Source organism: Clostridium hydrogeniformans DSM 21757 (assembly GCF_000686705.1).
GTDB lineage: Bacteria > Bacillota > Clostridia > Clostridiales > Clostridiaceae > Clostridium_Z > Clostridium_Z hydrogeniformans.
This window is the reverse complement of the sequence record NZ_JMLJ01000007.1, coordinates 190,483-212,283: the sequence shown is the minus strand read 5'-3', so window position 1 is coordinate 212,283 and position 21,801 is coordinate 190,483. Positions and strand designations below refer to the sequence as shown.

Annotated in this window: 23 protein-coding genes and 1 riboswitch; of the genes, 20 read left to right on the top strand and 3 right to left on the bottom strand. The window is 28.8% G+C overall.

The features are described from left to right. Positions 1-71: 71 nt before the first annotated feature. Positions 72-524 (bottom strand): NUDIX hydrolase, encoded by a 453-nt coding sequence (locus tag BR69_RS0105020; protein WP_027632208.1) that lies wholly within the window; start codon positions 522-524, stop codon positions 72-74. A gap of 329 nt (positions 525-853) precedes the next feature. Between BR69_RS0105020 and BR69_RS0105015 the strand changes: the two genes are divergently transcribed. Together BR69_RS0105015 and BR69_RS0105010 are read left to right on the top strand one after the other, a co-directional pair. Then, positions 854-2,515, top strand: coding sequence for a glutamine--tRNA ligase/YqeY domain fusion protein (locus BR69_RS0105015; RefSeq protein WP_027632207.1), 1,662 nt, complete (start codon positions 854-856; stop codon positions 2,513-2,515). A 125-nt stretch (positions 2,516-2,640) separates the two neighbouring features. Further along, positions 2,641-2,742, top strand: a riboswitch (purine riboswitch). Between the two features lie 195 nt (positions 2,743-2,937). Beyond that, a complete protein-coding gene (locus BR69_RS0105010; RefSeq protein ID WP_027632206.1) occupies positions 2,938-3,510 on the top strand; it encodes a xanthine phosphoribosyltransferase in 573 nt (190 codons plus the stop codon). 21 nt (positions 3,511-3,531) lie between these two features. Here BR69_RS0105010 and BR69_RS0105005 read toward each other — a convergent pair whose 3' ends face one another. After that, complete coding sequence (locus tag BR69_RS0105005; protein WP_027632205.1) at positions 3,532-4,416, bottom strand: diacylglycerol/lipid kinase family protein; 885 nt, start codon at positions 4,414-4,416, stop codon at positions 3,532-3,534. A gap of 512 nt (positions 4,417-4,928) precedes the next feature. Here BR69_RS0105005 and BR69_RS0105000 point away from each other — a divergent pair. The 10 genes from BR69_RS0105000 to BR69_RS0104955 all read left to right on the top strand — a co-directional run bounded on the left by BR69_RS0105000 (position 4,929) and on the right by BR69_RS0104955 (position 13,281). After that, entirely contained in the window at positions 4,929-5,831 is a 903-nt protein-coding gene (locus tag BR69_RS0105000) for a 4Fe-4S dicluster domain-containing protein (RefSeq protein ID WP_027632204.1), read from the top strand. A gap of 21 nt (positions 5,832-5,852) precedes the next feature. Further along, positions 5,853-6,824, top strand: coding sequence for an RnfABCDGE type electron transport complex subunit D (locus tag BR69_RS0104995; RefSeq protein ID WP_051623498.1), 972 nt, complete (start codon positions 5,853-5,855; stop codon positions 6,822-6,824). Then, positions 6,824-7,387 carry an RnfABCDGE type electron transport complex subunit G gene (locus tag BR69_RS0104990; RefSeq protein WP_027632202.1) on the top strand — a complete coding sequence of 188 codons (564 nt, stop codon included), beginning with the start codon at positions 6,824-6,826 and terminating at the stop codon, positions 7,385-7,387. The genes BR69_RS0104995 and BR69_RS0104990 overlap by 1 nt, the downstream gene beginning before the upstream one ends. Before the next feature lie 2 nt (positions 7,388-7,389). Then, the gene (gene rsxE, locus BR69_RS0104985) at positions 7,390-8,061 is read left to right on the top strand and encodes an electron transport complex subunit RsxE (protein WP_027632201.1); all 672 of its coding nucleotides are present in this window, start codon (positions 7,390-7,392) and stop codon (positions 8,059-8,061) included. 22 nt (positions 8,062-8,083) lie between these two features. Beyond that, positions 8,084-8,662 (top strand): electron transport complex subunit RsxA, encoded by a 579-nt coding sequence (rsxA, locus tag BR69_RS0104980; protein ID WP_027632200.1) that lies wholly within the window; start codon positions 8,084-8,086, stop codon positions 8,660-8,662. A gap of 10 nt (positions 8,663-8,672) precedes the next feature. Beyond that, positions 8,673-9,500, top strand: a complete 828-nt coding sequence (locus BR69_RS19970) for an RnfABCDGE type electron transport complex subunit B (RefSeq protein ID WP_051623497.1) — start codon at positions 8,673-8,675, stop codon at positions 9,498-9,500. A gap of 140 nt (positions 9,501-9,640) precedes the next feature. Next, entirely contained in the window at positions 9,641-10,504 is an 864-nt protein-coding gene (locus tag BR69_RS0104970; RefSeq protein ID WP_027632199.1) for a DMT family transporter, read from the top strand. Positions 10,505-10,518: 14 nt separating this feature from the next. Continuing rightward, entirely contained in the window at positions 10,519-11,259 is a 741-nt protein-coding gene (gene ymfI / locus BR69_RS0104965; RefSeq protein WP_027632198.1) for an elongation factor P 5-aminopentanone reductase, read from the top strand. A gap of 523 nt (positions 11,260-11,782) precedes the next feature. After that, entirely contained in the window at positions 11,783-12,712 is a 930-nt protein-coding gene (locus BR69_RS0104960) for a GNAT family N-acetyltransferase (protein WP_027632197.1), read from the top strand. A 2-nt stretch (positions 12,713-12,714) separates the two neighbouring features. Continuing rightward, entirely contained in the window at positions 12,715-13,281 is a 567-nt protein-coding gene (locus tag BR69_RS0104955) for a GNAT family N-acetyltransferase (RefSeq protein WP_027632196.1), read from the top strand. A gap of 192 nt (positions 13,282-13,473) precedes the next feature. On the opposite strand, the gene BR69_RS19965 is transcribed toward BR69_RS0104955, so the two are convergent. Further along, positions 13,474-13,920 (bottom strand): response regulator transcription factor, encoded by a 447-nt coding sequence (locus BR69_RS19965; RefSeq protein WP_084315262.1) that lies wholly within the window; start codon positions 13,918-13,920, stop codon positions 13,474-13,476. A 168-nt stretch (positions 13,921-14,088) separates the two neighbouring features. On the opposite strand from BR69_RS19965, the gene BR69_RS0104945 reads away from it, so the two are divergent. The 8 genes from BR69_RS0104945 to BR69_RS0104915 all read left to right on the top strand — a co-directional run bounded on the left by BR69_RS0104945 (position 14,089) and on the right by BR69_RS0104915 (position 21,791). Beyond that, positions 14,089-15,096 carry a phosphotransferase enzyme family protein gene (locus BR69_RS0104945; protein WP_027632195.1) on the top strand — a complete coding sequence of 336 codons (1,008 nt, stop codon included), beginning with the start codon at positions 14,089-14,091 and terminating at the stop codon, positions 15,094-15,096. A gap of 113 nt (positions 15,097-15,209) precedes the next feature. Continuing rightward, positions 15,210-15,986 carry a GNAT family N-acetyltransferase gene (locus tag BR69_RS0104940; protein WP_027632194.1) on the top strand — a complete coding sequence of 259 codons (777 nt, stop codon included), beginning with the start codon at positions 15,210-15,212 and terminating at the stop codon, positions 15,984-15,986. Positions 15,987-16,115: 129 nt separating this feature from the next. Next, the gene (locus tag BR69_RS0104935) at positions 16,116-16,628 is read left to right on the top strand and encodes a GNAT family N-acetyltransferase (protein ID WP_027632193.1); all 513 of its coding nucleotides are present in this window, start codon (positions 16,116-16,118) and stop codon (positions 16,626-16,628) included. A 339-nt stretch (positions 16,629-16,967) separates the two neighbouring features. Continuing rightward, positions 16,968-18,017: a patatin-like phospholipase family protein gene (locus BR69_RS0104930; RefSeq protein ID WP_027632192.1), complete on the top strand. Its 1,050-nt coding sequence runs from the start codon at positions 16,968-16,970 to the stop codon at positions 18,015-18,017. Between the two features lie 44 nt (positions 18,018-18,061). Beyond that, positions 18,062-18,193 (top strand): IS3 family transposase, encoded by a 132-nt coding sequence (locus BR69_RS22440; protein ID WP_084315278.1) that lies wholly within the window; start codon positions 18,062-18,064, stop codon positions 18,191-18,193. Positions 18,194-18,599: 406 nt separating this feature from the next. Next, complete coding sequence (locus tag BR69_RS0104925; protein WP_027632191.1) at positions 18,600-19,337, top strand: alpha/beta hydrolase; 738 nt, start codon at positions 18,600-18,602, stop codon at positions 19,335-19,337. Positions 19,338-19,827: 490 nt separating this feature from the next. Then, positions 19,828-20,655: an AraC family transcriptional regulator gene (locus BR69_RS0104920; RefSeq protein WP_027632190.1), complete on the top strand. Its 828-nt coding sequence runs from the start codon at positions 19,828-19,830 to the stop codon at positions 20,653-20,655. Positions 20,656-20,744: 89 nt separating this feature from the next. After that, positions 20,745-21,791 carry an ABC transporter substrate-binding protein gene (locus tag BR69_RS0104915; RefSeq protein ID WP_027632189.1) on the top strand — a complete coding sequence of 349 codons (1,047 nt, stop codon included), beginning with the start codon at positions 20,745-20,747 and terminating at the stop codon, positions 21,789-21,791. Positions 21,792-21,801 lie beyond the last annotated feature (10 nt).

Here is a 21,801-nt window from a genome sequence, read left to right as displayed (position 1 = left end):
AATAGGAATTAATAATAACTTATTAACTCCTATTTTTAGCCTTATGTAGAAAGATAAATTATACTTAAAAATTAAATTTTACTAAGAAAGGTTTCTATGATTTTTCTATGACTCTTAACCATTTCTTCTGGAAGGTCATAAGGGTCAATAAATTTAAATTCAAGAGATTCTTTTTTATCTATGACTATTTTACCGTTGAAGCTATTAGTATAATAAGCAGCAGTTACCACATAAAATTCATCTTTACTAGGTAATTTTATAAAATATTCTGGTCCAGAGAATACATCAATTAGTTTAAGTTTTCCAAGGGTTAGACCAGTTTCTTCAAGAACTTCTCTTCTAGCAGTATCTTCAGTAGATTCGGATAGTTCCATAAGTCCACCAGGTAATCCCCAAAGAATATAAGGAGATTTACGTTTTTGAAGAAGAATTTTATTTTCATTATTTATAATAATAACCACAGATCCCATTAGTATTAGAGGGGTATGGCCAACTAGTTTTCGAAGGTTCTCAACATATCCCATTTAATATCCTCCTAGATATTGTATTTAAATTAAGTAGATTATACCATTAATTTATAAGTTTTAAATAGGATTTTAAAACTATAGAGGAAATCTATATAAATTTATAATACAACTAAAGTATATAAGTTTTTTATAAAACTATTCGATATTTAATAATAGACTGGAATAATATATCTTTTTAGGTAATATGATGATTAAGGGAAAAGCACATATTATCTGGCATAGTACATATATTACTAAGACAAAATTAATAATATTTATAGAAACATTTGTATTTTTATGATATATTTATTTAAGAATAAATTAAGGCGAGAAAAGGGATGATGAAAATGTCAACAGAAATTACCTCATCAAATTTCATAAAAAATATTGTAACTTCTGATATAGAAAATGGAAAGCATAAAAAAATTATAACTCGTTTTCCTCCAGAGCCTAATGGTTATTTACATATAGGTCATGCAAAATCTATAGTTTTAAACTTTGAGCTTGCAGATGAATTTAAGGGAAATACAAATTTAAGATTTGATGATACAAATCCAACTAAAGAAGATACTGAATATGTAGAATCTATAAAGGAAGATGTTCAGTGGCTTGGATTTAACTGGGATAATTTATATTTTGCATCTGATTATTTTGAAGAGATGTATAAAAGAGCTATACTTCTTATAAAAAAAGAAAAAGCATATGTTTGTGATTTAACTCCAGAAGAGATAAGAACTTATAGGGGAACTTTAAAGGAACCAGGTACTGAAAGTCCTTATAGAAATAGAAGTGTAGAAGAAAATCTTCAATTATTTGAAAAAATGAAAAATGGAGATTTTAAAGATGGAGAAAAGGTATTAAGAGCTAAGATAGATATGAAATCTGCTAACATTAATATGAGAGATCCTATAATATATAGAATATCTCATGCAGAGCATCATAATACAGGAACAAATTGGTGTATATACCCAATGTATGACTTTGCTCATCCTCTTGAAGATGCTATAGAAGGAATAACCCACTCTATATGTACTCTTGAATTTGAAGATCATAGACCATTATATGATTGGATAGTAAGAGAATGTGAAATGGAAAGTACTCCTCAGCAAATAGAATTTGCTAGATTAAATATAACTAATACTGTAATGAGTAAAAGAAAGCTTAAGCTTCTTGTAGATGAGAAGGTAGTGGATGGATGGGATGATCCAAGAATGCCTACCATTGCTGGACTTAGAAGAAGGGGATATACTCCAGAAGCAGTAAGGAATTTCTGTAGAGCTATAGGAGTTGCAAGAGCTAACTCAGTAGTAGATGCTGCTATGCTTGAGCACTTTATAAGAGAAGATCTTAACACAAAGGCTCCACGAGCTATGGCAGTTTTAAAACCACTAAAGCTTGTTATAACCAACTATCCAGAAGGAGAAGTTGAAATGCTTGAGATAGAAAACAACCCTGATGATGAAAATGCAGGTAAGAGATTAGTTCCATTTTCTAGGGAGTTATATATTGAGCAAGAAGACTTTATGGAGAATCCTCCAAAGAAGTACTTTAGATTATTCCCAGGAAACGAGGTAAGACTTAAGGGTGCTTACTTTGTAAAGTGTAATAACTTTATAAAGGATGATAATGGTAATATAACAGAAATTCATTGTACTTATGACCCTGAAACTAAAAGTGGAACTGGATTTACTGGTAGAAAAGTTAAAGGAACTATTCACTGGGTTGATGCAAAGGATTCTATTCCTGCTGAGTTTAGAATCTATGAACCATTAATTCTTGATAATGACACTGATGAAGAGAAGCATTTCTTAGAGCAAATTAATCCGAGTTCTATGGAAGTATTAAAGGGTTTTGTTGAAACTAATATGAAAAATGCTAAGATTCAAGACAAGTATCAATTATTTAGACATGGATATTTTAATGTAGATCCTAAGGATAGCAAAGATAATAATCTAGTTCTTAATAGAATAGTATCATTAAAAAGCTCTTTTAAACTAGATAAAAAATAAGGACCGAATTTCGGTCCTTTTATAATACGCTTTTTTTATATATTTATGAGCTCTAGAGTTTTATTTTTTACTTATCTAGAATAACGCTTGTATTTTAAAATATATATAATATAATATACATTATATAAAAAATATTATTAAATATTCGTATATATCTGATAATATGGTTCAGAAGTTTCTACCAGGATGCCGTAAATTACCTGACTACGAATATATAATTTATTACTAAAATATATAAAATCTATCTAAAGGTATAAGAGGATTAAGGAATATTCTCATCTTTAGATTTATTGTTTTAGGTTTAATTATATATTCTATGGATGGTGTATAACTAAAGATTTTGTTTTAAATTTCTTACTAATGAAGTTAATTACAAAAGTTTTTGTCCTGTAAGAAATAAGAAATTGGAGGGTACAACTACTATGGAATTATTAAAGAATGTAATTTTAGAAAAAGGATTAGTTACTGAGGGGAACATATTAAGAGTAGATAGCTTTATAAATCATCAAATGGATGTTAAGCTATTTAATGAAATGGGAAAAGAATTTAAAAGAAGGTTTAAAGAGGATGGTATAAACAAGATACTTACTATAGAAGCTTCAGGTATAGGAATAGCCACTATTGTAGCGCAATACTTTGATTTTGTTCCAGTGGTTTTTGCAAGGAAAATTCTTGGAGATAATATGGACAAGAATATGCTAAGTTCTAGAGTTCATTCTTATACAAAAAACACTACTTATGATGTAAAGGTGAATAAAAACTTTATAAATGAGGGTGATAGAATACTCATAATAGATGATTTTTTAGCTAATGGATGCGCAGCTTTAGGACTTATTGATATAGTAAGACAAGGCGAGGGAGTTCCAGTAGGTGTTGGAATTGTTATAGAAAAAGGTTTCCAACCAGGAAGAAGTGTAATAGAAAAAGAAGGAGTTAGGGTAGAATCCTTAGCTATAATCGATAAGATGGAAAATGGTAATATAAGTTTTAAATAAAAGGCACCTAGGTGCCTTTTATTATTTTGGTATTATTGCTTTAAGGCCATTAGGTATTATGGTAAACTCTGCTTCATTACATCTTAATATTTCTCCATCCCATTGAAGAGAAAAGTTCTTTGAGCTTTTAACTTTAAGATTACGCCCTTTATAAAATAAAACTTCTTCTGCTTCTCCATGATTCCCTTTTAAGGCTTTAGGAATAAAGCGTAGAAGCTTTAATAAGGAAACTTTTTTAACTAAACAAATATCAAGTTTCCCATCAGATAAATTAGCATCAGGACAAATAGGTATCCCGCCTCCATAAAATGAGCCATTACATACAGCCATAAGCATGCTTTCCTCTTTAAGTTCTTTATTATCTATGTATATTTCAAGAGGTAGGCTTTTAAAATAGAATGGAGTATATAAAAGACTTAAAAAATATGACATATGAGAGGGGATAAACCTCTTTTGTTTAAACATTTTACTGTTATAGGCTACCTCAGAGTCTAAGCCCACAGAGGAAATATTTAAAAAATATCTTCCATTAGCTAAGGCTATATCTATAAGTTTTTCCTCACCTTCAATAGTATTTTTTAGAATATCTGAAAAGGAGTTATCTTTAGATACTGATTTTATAAAATCATTTCCAGTGCCACAAGGTATAACACCTAAGGATGCCGAGCTACATGCCATACCATTTAGTATCTCATTTAAGGTTCCATCTCCACCTAAGGAGTATATTCTTAGATTTTTATGTAAAGAAGAATATTTTTTAGCAATAAGAGTAGCATGCCCTCTATCTTCTGTAACCTTAATTTTATAATTTACATTTTTATCTTTAAAGTATTTATGGATTTCATCTATATAATTGATAGCTTTACCATTACCTGCAGCAGGATTAATTATAAATAAATGTTTCATTGAAAAATCCTCTTTTCTAGACTATTAACTTATATTTAGATACTTATATCCTATAACAGTATATATATAATGTAAATAATAATTTATATTATAAACATATATTTTATTAGTTAAAAGCATATATTATTAGAGGTTTAAAATAATATTTTAGAAAAAATATTTCTTAATATGATTTAGTAAATATATAATAAAAATAAAGTCGATTTTAAGCAATTTAAATCCTATTATTAATTGGATATTAGTTAAAGTTAATTAGTATAAGAATTTAGGGTGATTATAATCAAGGATTTAAGGTTTTTAATATAGAATATTTCTTTATATTGATTAATATAATCTAATTAGGATACTTTTGCCCTTAAAAGTATCCTACATTTCTGCATAATTCTCTAAGATTCTATGTATTCCACAAGTTTTCTTGTACAGGATTTAATATTATGTTAAAATTGTTAAGTATTAAATAAGTAAACGAATAACTTATTAAGTGTTCTTTAAAACATAATAGGAGGGAGAAAATGAGATTTTTAACTCTTAATAGAGCCTTTAAGGAAATAAAATCCATGAGAATTCCTTTTAAAGGAGTAAAAAAGCTAGATATTCCAGTAGAAAATCAAGAAAAGTACTTAAGTGTAGCTTCAGAAAATTATGATAATCTAGATACTATCATTCTAAAAGCTATTGATAGGGAACCTTTTGATGAAACAAATTCCGTACTTTTAAGCAATTATAGGGATAATCTACAAGGAATAGTGGAAAAATTTATTAAGAAATATGACACTAAAATTTCCATAGTATTAGAGAAGGGAAAAGAAAATCTTTTAGCTAAGGTAGATAAAATAGATGTTAAATCTATTTCCTACAAGGATTCATTTTTAAGAGATGAAGCTTTAGCCTTTAAGCTTGGGATTAAAGAAAAATTCAAGGTTGTAGAATTATATGATTTTGTAGAAGAATTTTCTGATTCATTAGAGGATGAAAACTTAAAATTACTTTCTATAGGAGGAAATCATATTAAAAACCCAGGAGTATATTTAGTTCCTAAAGGGGCAGCTGTAAAGGATATCCTAAATACATTAGGAGAGGATATTAACTCTATAGAGAAGGTAGTCGTAAATGGTTCCTTAGGAGGAAAAGCTTTAGGTTCTTTAGAGGAAAGAGTTGTTAAAGGAATAAAAAGCTTAACCATTAATAAAGAAGTAGTCTATGAGGAGTCGCCTTGTATAAGCTGTGGTAGATGCAGCTATATATGTCCTGTTAAACTTCTTCCAATGAAACTTGAATCCTTTGTGATAAATGATGATAGCACAGGATTTAAGGAATACAATGGAGATCTTTGTACAAAATGTGGACTTTGTAGTTATATATGTCCAAGCAGAAGACATATAGCTCATAGAATAGCTACTGGACAGAGAAAATAATATAATAGGAGGACAGATATTATGGAGAAACTAATGAGGGTATCCTTTAAGCCCTTTATTAGATCTAAAAAGGATAAAGACTCTATAATTAGAGATGTTTTTATAGCACTGCTTCCAGCAGCAGGAGCAGGAATATACTTTTATAAAAAAGAGGCTGCATATATTTTACTTGTATCTTTATTATCCAGTGTGTTTTTTGAGGCACTTTGGCAAAAAATATTTAAAAGAAAAATAACTATAAAAGATTTTAGTGCTTTAGTTACAGGGCTTTTAATAGGACTTATATTACCACCTCATGTTCCTTTATGGCTTCCTGTTGTAGCTAATGGATTTGCTATAATAATAGTCAAACAGTTTTTTGGAGGACTAGGTCAAAATATAATGAATCCAGCCCTAGCAGCTAAGGTTTTTTTAATTACTTCTTATTCATCTGTTTTAATAAAAGTTTCTGAAGCCACTGAAGCAGTTACAGCTGCATCAGGAGCAGAAGCAGCTACTGAAGCTGTTACATCAGCTAGTGGTGCAGGAGCAGAAGTGGCAACAAATACATTGCCAAGCCTTTGGGATATATTTGTTGGACAAGAGATTGGAACCATAGGGGAAGTATCCATATTAGCCTTATTTGTTGGATTTATATATTTATCCTATAGAGGAGTTATTAAAATCCACACTACGGTTATTTATCTAGTAACTTGCTTCTTATTTTATTATTTCTTTGGAAAAGAAGCTATGGACTTTGAGTCCTCTTTAAGAGGAATTATGTCAGGTAGTATAATGATAGCTGCTATATTTGGGGCCAATGATTATGCCACAACTCCTATGAGTTTTGTGGGACAAGTTATTTTTGCTATAGTAGCAGGAATACTAACTGGATTATTTAGAATATATGGATATAATTCAGAAGGTGCATACTATGCCATAATAATAATGAATTTATTTACTCCTTTAATAGATAAGATGGTATTTTCTAAATTAAGGAGGGCTATTGTATAATGAAAAATCATGTAAAGATTGGAATAATACTCTGTATTGTAACTACAATAGCAGGAGTGCTACTTGGATTTTCTTACGAGGGAACTAAGGAGCTTATTAAAGAAAATAGTAAGATTGATAAAAAAGAACTTCAGGCTTTAATGCCAGAAGCTACTACAGTGAAGACAAGTAACCTAGATTTATCTTCTAATGAATATGTTAAGGAGATTTTAGAGGGTGTAAATAATGATGTGCCTTGTGGGTATTTGATTAAGACTGTATCAAAGGGATTCCATGGAGATGTAGAGATAATGGTTTCTTTAAATTTAGAAGGAAGTGTAAATGCAATAAAAATCTTATCTCATTCAGAAACCCCAGGAGTTGGATCTAAAATAGAGAAAAAAGATTTTAGTGATAAATTTCAGCTTAAAAAAGGTGACAAGCTTTCTTTAGTAAAAAACTCTTCAAGTAAGGCAAATGAAGTAGAAGGTATATCTGGTGCTACAGTTTCTTCTACAGCAGTTGTAAATGGAGTAAATGAAGCTCTAAAAATATTTAATAGTACATTAAAGAAGGGAGCTTAAATATGAAAGTATTATTTGAAAGATTAAAAAATGGAATATGGGATGAAAACCCTATATTTGTTCAAGTGCTAGCAATGTGCCCAACTCTTGCAGTTACGGCAAATGCTAAAAATGCATTTGGTATGGGGATTGCTACTACAGTGGTACTTATATGCTCTAACCTTGTTATATCATTAATAAGAAAACTTATCCCAAGTAAGGTAAGAATTCCAGCTTATATAGTAGTTATAGCAAGTTTTGTTACTATAATAGAGTTTTTAATCCAAGGATATGTTCCAAGTCTTTATAAATCTCTTGGTATTTTCATACCTCTTATAGTTGTTAACTGTGTAATTCTTGGAAGAGCAGAAGCTTATGCATCTAAGAACAAGGTTATTCCTTCAATTTTTGATGGTCTTGGTATGGGACTTGGATTTACATTAGCATTAACTATATTAGGATCCTTTAGAGAACTTATAGGTAGTGGAACATTATTTGAGATACAAATAATGCCAACTTCTTACGTGCCAGCTTCTATAATGGTTTTAGCACCAGGGGCATTTTTCACTTTAGGAATTCTTATGGTTATTATAAATATAATCAAGATGAAAAAGAGTGGAAATAAGAATAATAAGGTTAAAATCCATGATTGTTCTAAATGCTCCATGGGATGTAATGTAAAACCACAGAACTAATACATTAGAAAGGTGATAAGATATGGAAATATTTTTAGTATTTATAAATGCTATGCTTGTAAATAACTTTGTTCTTTCAAAGTTTTTAGGAATTTGTTCATTTCTTGGAGTATCGAAAAAGACAGATGCTGCAGTAGGAATGGGACTTGCAGTTACATTTGTTATGGGACTTGCTTCAATTATGTCTTATAGTGTATATCACTTTGTGTTAAAGCCATTAAATATAACTTACTTATATACTATAGCGTTTGTATTAGTTATTGCGGCATTAGTACAATTTGTAGAAATGGTTATTCAAAAATTAAGTCCTTCTCTTTATAAGGCTTTAGGAATATATTTACCATTAATAACAACTAACTGTGCAGTTCTTGGAATGTCAGTTATAAATATAAAAGAAGACTATGGGTTTTTAAAGGCATTATTTAATGGTCTTGGAGCAGCAGCAGGATATATGCTTGCTATAGTGCTTCTTGCAGGACTTAGAGAAAAGATCGATAATAATAAAAACATTCCAGAGGCTTTAAGAGGTCTTCCTATAACATTAATCACTGCTGGATTAATGTCTATAGCATTCTTAGGGTTCCAAGGAGTAATACACTAGGAGGTAGAGTATGGATTCAGCTAGTATAGTATACTCAGCTCTAAGCCTGGGTATTTTAGGTTTAATATTTGGTATACTTTTAAGTTATGCTTCAAAGAAATTTCATGTTGAAGTAGATGAAAAAATACCAAGAGTAAGAGAGATTCTTCCAGGGGCTAATTGTGGAGGATGTGGATTTGCAGGATGTGATGCTTATGCAAAGGCTGTTATTGAAGAAGATGCTAGTATTACAGCATGTACAGTTGGTGGAGCATCAGTATCAAATTTAATAGGAGACATTTTGGGGGTAAAGGTAGGCTCAGTAGAGAGGAAAGTTGCCTTTGTAAAATGTAATGGAAATTGTGATAGTGCAAAGAACAAATTTCAATATGAAGGAATAAAAGATTGTGTATCAGCAAGCCTTTTAGAAGGTGGAGACAAAGGATGTTCTTATGGATGTCTAGGACTCGGAACCTGTGTAAGTGCTTGTGAATTTGATGCCATAGAAGTTGTAAATGGTGTTGCAATTGTAGATGAAGAAAAATGTACAAACTGTGGTGCTTGTAGAAAAGTTTGTCCAAAATCCCTAATAGATGAAGTACCAGTAGAAAAGAAGATTAGAGTTCAATGTAACTCTAAGGATATGGGAAAAATAGTTCGTAGTAACTGTACAGTGGGATGTATAGGATGTAAAATCTGTGAGAAAAATTGTCCGGCAGAAGCAGTTAAGGTATCAGATAGTATAGCTTTAGTTGATTATGATAAGTGTACTCAATGTGGTATTTGTGTAAGTAAATGCCCAACTAAGGCAATTAAAGAGATAATAACCTGTGAAAAAAGAGTTATTAATTTAAATTAATAAAAATAGGATTTATATGAAGTATATAAATCCTATTTTTATTTTATCTTTATAAGAAAATTAATTAAATATTGTTCTATAAATTATTTGTAATATAAATGAATTACAAGTAAAATTAATAGTGAGAGGAGAGATTACAGTTGGATAAAAAAACAAAAGCAATTTTACTTATAATAGTATCATCTTTAGGGTTTGCAGTGATGGGGGCTTTTGTAAAGCTATCTGGTAGCCTACCAGCTTTTCAAAAAAGCTTTTTTAGAAATTTAGTTAGCTGCATTGTAGCCTTAGGGCTAATTCTTAAGCATAAGAGTTCTTTTTTTGGTAAAAAAGAAAATCAAAAGTATCTTTTAGCAAGGTCTATATTAGGTACATTAGGAATTATAGCTAACTTTTATGCTATAGATCATTTAGTTTTAGCAGATTCTGCTATGCTTAATAAGTTAAGCCCATTCTTTTTAACTATTTTTGCTGTATTATTTTTAAAGGAGAAAATAACTCCAATGCAAATAGGAGCTTTATTTTTAGCGTTTTTTGGAAGCTTATTTATAATAAAACCGAGTTTTAATTTAAATATTATTCCGGCTCTTATAGGAGTTAGTTCTGCTATATTTGCAGGGGCAGCTTATACCTTTGTTAGGTTTCTTGGAGGGAAGGAAGAGTATTATACCATTGTATTTTATTTTTCTTTTGTATCCCTTGTAGTTACATTTCCGGTTATGATCATGGATTTTGTTCCTATGACATTTACCCAGGTTTCTTACTTACTTCTAGCAGGGGGTGCCGCTTCCATAGGTCAATTTGCCCTAACTTTAGCTTATAAAAATGCTCCAGCTAGTGAGATATCTATATTTGATTATGTAAATATTATATTCTCAGCCCTTATCGGATTATTCATTTGGAACGAGATACCAGATATATATAGCCTATTAGGTTACTTCATAATTATTGGAGCTAGTATATTTGTATTTATATATAATAAAAGAAAAGTTAAAACTATAAACTAAGGAGATATTATAAAATGAGTATTAATGGGAAAGTTGCATTAGTAACAGGGGCTTCAAGGGGGATAGGAAGAGCAATAGCCATAGAGCTTGCAAGAGAAGGAGTCTTGGTTGCCATAAATTATAGAACCAATGAAGATGAAGCGAAGAAAACTTTAGAGGAAATAAAAGCCCTAGGAGGGAATGGAGTTCTTCTACAAGGAGATGTATCATCCTATGATGAGTGTAAGTCCATGATACAAGATATAACAAATATTCTTGGTAAAATAGATATATTAGTGAATAATGCAGGGGTAAGCAAAGTAGGATTATTTATGGATATGGATATTAAAGAGATTGATTCTTTAATGAGCACAAATCTTAAAGGAGTTATAAATTTGACTCATGCAGCCCTACCTCACATGGTAGGAAAAAAGTCAGGAACTATTATAAATATTTCTTCTATATGGGGAAATGTTGGTGCTTCCTGTGAAGTTATATATTCAACCTCTAAAGGTGGAATAAATTTATTTACAAAATCTCTAGCAAAAGAGATGGCCTTAAGTGGTATTAGGATTAATGCTATTGCCCCAGGAGTTATAGATACCGAGATGAATAATTTTTTATCTAATGAAGAAAAAGAGTGTCTTAAGGAAGAAATACCTATGGGATGCTTCGGGAAAGGAAAAGATATTGCTGATGCAGTGGTATTTTTATGTTCTAATAAATCTAAATATATAACAGGACAAGTGTTAACTATAGATGGTGGATTTATATAAAAGATTAATTAAGATAGGATAGAACTTAGTAAAATAAGTTTTATCCTATTTTAGTATTATAATTAGTTTTTATAATTTACTTTAAACTTATAATATGCATAATAGAGAAACTATATAAAAAGATATGTTTTAAGTTGAAAACAAAGTGTTATTATTGATATCCTTTATGCTATAGTCATAATAACATAAGATAAATTTTACTGAGGTTTCTAAAGGTTAATTGACAAATTACAGATTTTCTAAATATAATTAAATGTATATATATGTAATTATATTTAGAAAAATGAAATAATGTATTAAAATATAGAGTAAGAAATAAGATATATTTCATAGGAGTAACATATGGAATGTAAATTAGATATTTTAAAATATACTTACAATATTCTCAATATTAAGAATATTAATTGCGTTAAATTATATATATAAATAAGAAGGGTTAAGTGTAGTGACATTATAAGAAGTGTTTATTTAACATAGAAATAGTATAAAAAATTTAATTATTATAGGAAAAGAGGGATTATAAATGGGGGAGGAGTTAAGACTTGAACCTATAGCTATGGATGAAGGTGAAAAAATAAGAGATATTATGGTTCAAGTTATTGAGGATGAGGCTATAAGATGGTTTAAAAATGGAGATAGACCTTATATTCCAGGTTTTAATTCTATAGATATGCAAAAATATCATACTTGGGATAATAAATATTATAAGATAATATATCATGAAAATATTATTGGAGTGACTCTTATATCTTATACTGGAAGGGAACATGGAAGAATTGATAGATTATACATATTACCTAAGTATCAAGATATGGGACTTGGATCAAAGATTCTTAAGGTTATTGAAGAGTTATTTCCAAAAGTGAATATATGGTCTTTAGATACCATTGAGGAAAGCTCGAGAAACCATCATTTCTATGAAAGTAATGGATATAAGTTAATAGGAAAAGATACAGGGGAAAGATATTATCGCAAAATAACTAAGAAGGATATAGGAGAATTAGAAAACTACTGGATAGGTAAAGATTTAATCAATAATAATTTTCGTCAATGTAATCTAAAGAATAGCGATTTCTATGATTCAAATATGAGTAATTCAAAGTTCTCAAATATGAACTTATGTAAAAATATATATGCTAATTCAAACTTAAATAATAGCCGCTTTACCAATACTAATATGAGTTCTTCTATATTTGGTGATTCAAATATGACTAAAGTAGAAATCTGTCATGTTTCTTTATCTAATGCTTATATACATGATATTAATTTAGATATAGATAAAATTGACTCTAGCATCACTATGGAGAGATGTGAATTAAGTAATAGCAAAATAATAGATTCTAATCTTGAAAACTTAAGCATTGAAAATTGTAATATTAAGGGGATGAGTATTAATGGTATAAATGGAGAGGAGCTTATGGAAGTCTATAAAAAGTATAAAGTGAAGGAATGATAATGATGAATCATTTAAAAAAGCTAGTTGGAGATAACTGTTATTTATCACCAGTAGATGCAGCGGAAACAGAGAAGGTTGCTAATTGGAGTAATGATATTGAAGTTGCTATTAGAACAGGAGATATATCAGATATGATTACTTATGAGGCACAAAAAAGATATCTTGAAAATATGAATAATAATACAGGATATGCATTTTATATTATAAGAAAGGATGTAGATGAAGTTATAGGAATTGCAAGACTTATGAGAATAAATTTTATAAATAGAAATGCAGTTATGGGAATGTTCATAGGAGAAAGAAATCATAGAGGTAAAGGGATAGGAACAGAAGCTACAAAACTATTATTGGATTTTGGATTTAATATTCTTAACCTAAGGAATATAATGATTGAAACTTACTCTTTTAATGAGGCAGCAATAAAAGCATGTAAAAAGTGTGGTTTCAAAGAAATTGGGAGAAGGAGAAGTGCTATTATATATGGAAATAACGAGTATGATGAAGTTTTTATGGACATACTTAATGAGGAATTTGAGGATTCAATAATTTATAAACTTCTCAAATAAATTATAAGAAAGAAGTTTTTAAGATAATCTTTTTATTAAAAGAGGTTCATAGGGTTTTGAGTTTCAAGATTAATGGAAGTCAATTTAAATAAAAGTCATAATATAATCCTATATGTTTAGCAGTAAATAAATATATCTCAAATTGAAAAAATGCTTTTCTATTTTGAAACTCGTCCTAGCAATATAATATTTCTATTCCTCAAGCCTATAGACAACCTTGAAAATAGTTTTTATATGTTCCTTTAGATTTAATTTTTCTCGTAGGCGTTGAACATGAATATCTACAGTCCTAGTTTCGCCTGAATAATCATATCCCCAAACCCTTTCCAGAATTTGATTTCTAGAAAGGGCAATATTTTTGTTTCTTATAAATAATATTAAAAGATCGTATTCTTTAAAGGTAATATCTATTAATTCCTCATTAACCTTTACTATTCTTTGATTAGGATAAACTTGTATATGGCTAAATTTTATAACTTCCTCTGACTTATTATAGTGCCTTAATGCTACTTCTATTCTAGCTAAAAGCTCAATAGCTTCAAAGGGCTTGACTATATAATCATCAGCTCCTAATTTAAGTCCCATAACCCTATCTAATACTGATTCTTTAGTGGTAACAAATATTACAGGAATGTCCATATTCTTTATCTTAGTAATTTCGTAGAAAAAATCATGGTGAGAACTCGGAAGGTGATTTATGTATAAATAATGCTAAATAATTGCATTTTTATACTATACAATTAGGTAAATGATTATAATTACTGAGAATCAATAGTTTTCTAATTATATATGAGAGGTGGTTTTATATTGGATAATTTTTTCTCATTAGAGGTATCTGTATTATCATCAAATGCTCTTTGTAATTATATTACACGAGAGTATTTTCCGAGTAAAGTGATGAAATGTCGATTATTTTATAGAGGTTTACATGACATATATAAAGTTACTGGAGACAATAAAGAATATTTCTTTAAGGTATACCGTCAAGGGATAAGAAGCATAGAAGAAATTCAAGGGGAGATTGATTTACTTAATCATCTCAAATTCTCAGATATTGAAGTTACATATCCAGTTATTAAGTGTGATGGAAAGTTCATTTCACAATTTAATACTGTAAATGGAATAAGATATGGGGTATTATATACGTCAGTTGGAGTACAGGAATTTAACAAAACAGAGGAAACTATCGAATTAAATGAAAGATTAGGAAGTTATATTGCTTCAATTCATAACGCTTGGGATAAATGCGATTTTGAAATTAATCGAAGAAATTTAGACGAACCTTTATTTATAGATAATTCTATAGATGCCATAAGACAATTCTCTAATATTTATGATTTTGACATAGATTTTTTAGAGGAAGTTGCAAGACATGTAAAAAAGAGATTAAAAGGTTTAACTATGGAAAGACCAGAATATGGGGTGTGCCATGGTGATATTTATAGTGGAAATATAAGAATTGATGCTAACAAAAATCCTGTCCTCTTTGATTTTGATTTCTGTGGCAATGGATGGAGAGCATATGATATCTCAATGTACGCTTTCCCTTTTGCTATGGGATGTGATATTACAAACTTGAAAAAGAGAGAAAAGCGTAAAAGTGAATTTTTAAATGGATATAACAAAATTAGAACAATGAGTAGGAATGAGATAAGTTCTATTTCTCTCTTTATTCCATTCAGAAGGATTTTTAATATTGGTACTCTATACATTTCTTTTCTTCAAAATACATGGGGAGACTCTGCTGTAATAAGAAATATCGATGAGGATATTATTATGCTTAAAAAGTGGTTAGAATTAAATCCTATATTTTAATTAGTATAAAATTAATTATAAGTTTGTTTCGATAGGTATTATAAATTGGTAATAATATGTATTTAAAAGAAATTATTTAAATTATATAAGAATGAAGAAATGGAGTAGATATTATGTTATTAGATAAAGAAATTATGAACTGCGAATTTGAATATATAAAATGTTTTTCAGAGTTTTATGAAAAGGACAATATAATTAGATTTAGTGATAATCAATTAAAAGATATGTATTATCACAATTACACATATGTAAAAAGAGAAATGGAAGATAGTGAATTAAAAGAGATTATAGAAGATGAAATTTTATTAAGGTCATTTGAAAAAAGTAAATTTTGCAATATCATTTTAGATTATGTTGTAAATAGATCTTTGATTTCTAGTCTTAAATATAATGCTGAAATATCAAAAATGGGATATTATTCTTTTGATATTTCTTATTTTTCAAGATTAAATTATATTTCTGAATGTGCAATAAAGAAAGTCATAAATGATGAAATGATAAATGATGTTTTATTTTGTGATTTAAAACATGATGAGGAGAACCTTGGAAAAGATTTTTGTACAAGAAGATGTTATAGACGGGGAAAGGTATATATTTCTGAAAAAGGAGTTGATTCTTATATTTGTTATCATAAGGGAAAAATAATAGGAAATTGTGATTTGTTTACACATAATGGGGTTGTAAAAATCGAGGATTTTGCTGTTATTCCACCATATCAAAGGATGGGATACGGAACTACTATTTTAAAATATTTAATTGATATAGGAATAAAGGAGAAGTGTCATACCATTTATCTTGTTACTGATGAAGAGGATACTGCAAAAGAAATGTATAAAAAACTTGGATTTAATAAAATAGGAGAAAGAATGGAGTTGCTTTTTCATCTATAATTATTTGAGTTACTATTATAGTATGTTCTTTTACTTATATTTCTAAGGTTTTAGTAAGGCTAATTGATGGAGTTTTTTGGGAATCAATTTATATCCATATAAGTATTTTTAAATTAGGATGTAATAATCATGTATATAGAAAATAATAGAATTAGTCTAATAAGGTATAGTCATAGTGATGATGAAGATATGTATGATTGTTGGAAGGATCCAGAAACGCAGAAGGGCTATAACTCTATTCTTGATGAGAGTTTTGAAGAATTCTGTTATTTTGAAATTGACGAATATGATTTTTGGGCAACAATTATATCAAAAGAAAAAAGATGTACAATTGGTACTGTTCGCTTAAGTTATGATGTATCAAATCCTGATTTATCTATATGGATATATAAACCTTATAGAAGTGAGGGGTACGGTATAGAAGCTTTTAAATTATCAATGAAGTTTTGTTTTTCACAGTATAATTTAAAAGAGATTGTTGCAGGATGTTATGAGGATAATATAAAATCTATTAACATGCTAAAAAAAATAGGTTTTAGTAGAAATGAGATAGATGATTCCATAGAAAAAGATATTTTTACTGGTAAGAGAACTACACAGTTGGCATTTAGAATTACTTATGATGATTATATGAAGAGATAAGTTTACTTTTCATATAATTAATTTCTTGAATACCAGTGGTAGGATGTCCACTGAAGAAGATCTTTGCTCCATGTTTTCTGTAAACTCTTGTAATTCCTTCACCAATTCCTTAGAAGCACCTGTTATAAGTGCAGCATTTCCTTATAATTCCACCTCCGAAATAAATTTTTAATAACTATTAAATTATAAGGGTTTAATACCTATATTTTATATTTTATTTCAAATACATATTATGGTCAATGTTACTTTGAAGTAAGAGTGAAAGATTATCTTGAATAATTACTAAAGGTTGTGGAAATATAAAATGTATTATTACAGTCAGTTAAATGAGGTGTTTTTATGGATTATAATTTTAAAAATCTTGTGTTTGAGGGTGGAGGAGTTAAGGGTATTGCTTATGTAGGAGTTTTAGAAGTCTTAGAGAAAGAGTCAATACTTAAAAATATTAAAAGAGTTGGGGGAACCTCTGCAGGAGCTATAATTGCGCTGTTAGTAGGGTTAGGTTATAAAACTGAAGAAATCAGAGAAGAATTAGAAAATATGAGTATGAAAAATTTTATGGATGATGATATAGGAGCAATTAGAGATATATATAGATTACTTTTTAATGGTTATGGTTGGTTTAAAGGAGATGCTTTTATGGAGTGGATAGAGAGTATTATTTATAAAAAAACAAAAAATAAGGATTCTACGTTTAAGGATATTAAAAGCAATCCTGAATTTAAAGAGATTTTTTTTCAAGGAACAAATTTATCAACTCATTTTGTAGAAACATTTTCTACAGAAGAAAAAGAATGTGAGGATATGCTTCTTAAAGATGCAGTGCGTATTTCTATGTCAATTCCTTTATTTTTTAAATCTATTAAAAGAAATGATTGTTACTATGTAGATGGAGGGGTTTTATCTAATTACCCAGTAAGATTATTTGATAGTGAGAAATATGTAAAGAATAATGAGCATTATTCAATTCCAGATTATTATGAAGAAATAAGAGAACTTAAAGAAGAGAGCCTATATGTGTATAATAAAGAAACCCTTGGATTTAAATTAGACTCTAAAGATAAAATTGCTCTTTTTAGAGGCCTGGCTAGGCCTAAAGAGAATGAAGTTGACTCATTTTTTGAATATACATGGAATCTTATTGCTACCCTTATGGAAAGTCAAGAAAATACACATTTAACACAACATGATAAGGATAGAACAATTTATATAGATTCATTAGATGTATCTACAGTTGACTTTGATATAGATTATTGCACTAAACAAAAATTAATTGATTCAGGGCGAGTTAGTACAGAAACATATCTTAAAGATTATAGTAATGATAAAAAATCTTTAATAGATGCCGATAAGAAATTACTAAGATATAATCTTATAATAGATGATTAATCTTTAAGTTATTAATTTATATGAGAGTATTTATACACATATAAATATATGGTGCTCCTAGAATTCATCAGATACTTGGCATTGAAGGCTTTGCAGTATCACTAAAAAGAGTCCAAAGACTAATGACTGAGCTTGAATTGTGTTCAGATGATGTTAAAGAAAATTATAAAATTTAGGAGTCTACTAGTGCATAGGCTCCTTTTTAATATACTAAAATTTATTTTATTTTTAAATACGCTATTTTCTGTACCGTTTACATTCATTATCCCTGCCAGTGTAGAATATTTAAACTTTTTAGTGCTTATAAATGCTTCACAAACTAATTCAGCATCCTTTTTAGGATCTGCTAAATAACCGACTCTCTCTATTAAAGAGGTTGATTAATAAACATATATAATACCATTTACTTTTAATTCTATTTTTCTTGAACCATAATTATTTTTACTTTCTCTAAAGATTTCTATAAATGATGTAGTAAAATAAAAACATGGATAATTATTTAAATTTTGATGAATGTACTTGAAAAGACCCTATTTACTTGAGGAGTGTTAAGAAAAATGAGTTAAAGAAAGGACATAAAAGATGAAAGGAAGAATTTTAACAAGAATAGTTTTTCAGAGGGAAATCTTTATTTATTTACCAGATGGATATGATATATGTGATAAAAAATATCCTGTAGTTTATGCACACGATGGAGATAAATTTATAAAGGTTTTAAGTGAAATAATTGATGAAATAGAAGAAGGTTTTATTAATAAATCTTTAGAGGAGCATATAATAGTTGGGGTTACACCTTTTGATAGATTAAATGAGTACACCCCATGGAAAGCAAAGGCTAATCATGAAAGATTCCATGATTTTGGGGGAGAGGGAGATAACTATTTAGACTTTCTAACTGATGATTTACAAGTTTATATTGAAAGAGAATTTAGAGTACGTAGCAATAAAAGTGATAGGAAAATTATGGGGCATTCTCTTGGTGCTTTGATTTCTTTATATTCAGTTTTCAAAAATAATAATTATGGTAAGGTAGCAAGTATATGTGCATCCCAATGGTATAATAAATGGATTCAATTTATTGAAGAAAAAAATTTAATAAATGAGAATTTTAGACTTCTTATTATCGCAGGTAAGAAGGAAGGTCATGGAAAGGTTACTATTCAGAAGGATATAGCAAAGTTCTCTAATATGTCCTATGAGATATTCAAAAAGCGTATTGGAGAAGAAAATGTAAAGATAGTATGGGACGATTATAATCATCATGAAAATATATTAAATAGACATAAAATTGCATTAGAGTTTCTCTTAATAAAGAATTAAGTTCAAAAGTAATTACAGGCATTAGAATTCTTTACTTTAGGAGTATTAAATAATACTTTAGAAACTTAAAAGTGATAATGCTATTATTTTAGAAGAATTATAATAGAAATAATGCATTTATGATAGACAATTGTAAAAAATCACAATAAAAATACCGTAGAGTTCCTCCATGAATAATTCGGTATTTTCTTTTAATATTTTTATTTAAATATTCTACATAAAGTTTAGCTGGTATGTATTTCAATACTTACTTTATAAGTAGAAAATTTGTTTGTAAATTCTTCTTAATTTATTTTTATACTTTCTTGTAACATAGAAAAACCTATTTGTTAACTCTATAAATTGATTTTAACAATAGGATATTATATCTTTCTAGTTGTTAATTCTTTTATGCTGACTGCTATGTTGTTTACTGTATAAATATAAAGGTATATAATTGATAATGAAAATCAATTTACATATCGAGGAAATTCTTAAGGGAGGAGTTCTAATGATTGATCTTAATGAATTTGTAGACATATTTACCCATTCACATATTGAAATTGAAGATGTTTATTGGGATATAGTGAAGCCGAAATCTTTTGATTTGAAGTATAAAACTTCAACTTATGCCTTTGTTTTTCCAGTAAGAGGTGAAGCAAATTTTGTTGTTAATGGAAAAAGCTTTTTACTTAATAATAATACAGTTATAAATATAGGTCCTAATGAGTACTTAGATAAGTATGTACTTGGACAAAATGAGTGGGAATATTATGTTATACACTACTCAGTATATAAATCTACGGAAGATGAGAAAAACATAATGGAAGCCCTTTTTCAGTTCAACGGTGAAGATAATCCTAAGATACTTGAGATGTTAAGAAGAATACATAATATATCAAAAAATCCTGGTGGAATTCCAAGTCTTCAGGTAAAAGCTCTTTTTTATGATATTATTTATGAGGTTTTTATATCTCATAGAAATAGAAAAAATAAAGGTAGTGAAGATATGATAGAGGAAACTATTAATTATATAAGTGATAACTATAGGGAAGAGATTACTTTAGAGTTTCTTTCCAATAGATATGGATTAAAGACAGATAAGTTTTCCTATCTTTTCTATAAATATATAGGTATGAGACCTATAAACTACCTAATTTCTTATCGTATGAACCGTGCAGAGGAGATGATTATACAAGGAGGTTACTCTATAAACAAGATAGCTGAGAGTGTTGGGTACTCTGATCCTTATTACTTTAGTAGAGTATTTAAAAAATATAAAGGCTTTCCTCCAAGTAGTTTAAAGGAAAACTTTAAGAATAATCCATTAGAGTTTTAATATTTCTCTATTCTCTTTCTCTGTAAGCTATTGATATAATCTATTGGGAAATGATAATTATTATCAAAAGTAAAAGGGAGTGAAGAGAATTGAAAAGAGTATTATTGACAATACTAAGTCTTACTATTGTTGCGTCTATGGTAGGATGTGGTGTGAAAAATAATGAAACTGATTCTAATAATTCAGAGGTACAAGTTACTCAAGAAAAGGATAAGTCAGAAATAACTACGAAATATCCTACTACAATAAAGAATTTTAATTCAGAAAGTAAAGAGTATGAACAAACATTTGATAAGGTTCCAGAAAAAGTAGTGTCTATGCATGCAAATACTACTAAAATGATTTATGAGCTTGGGCTAGAGGATAACCTTGTTGCAGCAGCTCTTCCAGATGGAAAAGTATCAAAGGAAATGGAAGAAAAGTATAAGAAGTTAAAAACTACTTTTAAAGGATTTCCACCTGAAGAAAGTGTAGTTGGACTTGAACCAGATCTACTTATAGGAATACATCCTTCTTTTATGGGGGGAAGAGCTACTACGGAGCAGTGGAATGAAAAGGGTGTTAAAACGTATAAAATAACATCTACCCTAGAGGATAGAACAGTTGAAAATCACTTAAAAAACATATTAGATATCGGAAAGATACTTGGTGAGGAAAAAAGAATAAATGAATATGTTGAAAAGCAGAAAGCTGATATCTCAAAAGTTCAAGAAGCAGTAAAAAATGTAGAAAATAGACCTAAAGTTATCCTATTACATAAAATAAAAGATGAGTACGCTGCTTTTGGAAGTAATACATTAGGTGGAAATGTCGCTGGAAAAGCAGGACTTAATTTAGTTTCTGGAACACCTCAAGGTGGATTTGGACTAGAAACATTAGTAGGTATGAATCCTGACATAATTATATATAGTAGCTATCCAGGTACAGATGAAAACAAAACTGATGAAGAAAAAATAGCAGATTTAACAAATGAAACAGCACTTCAAAGTATAAATGCTATAAAAAATAATAAGATATTAACTGTTGATTTTGACGATATGTCAGCAACAGGAGCAAATCCAGCTGAAACTATAATAAATTATGCAAAATATGTTTACCCTGAACTTGGATGGAATAATATACTTTCTTCAAAGTAAGGAGTAGTTT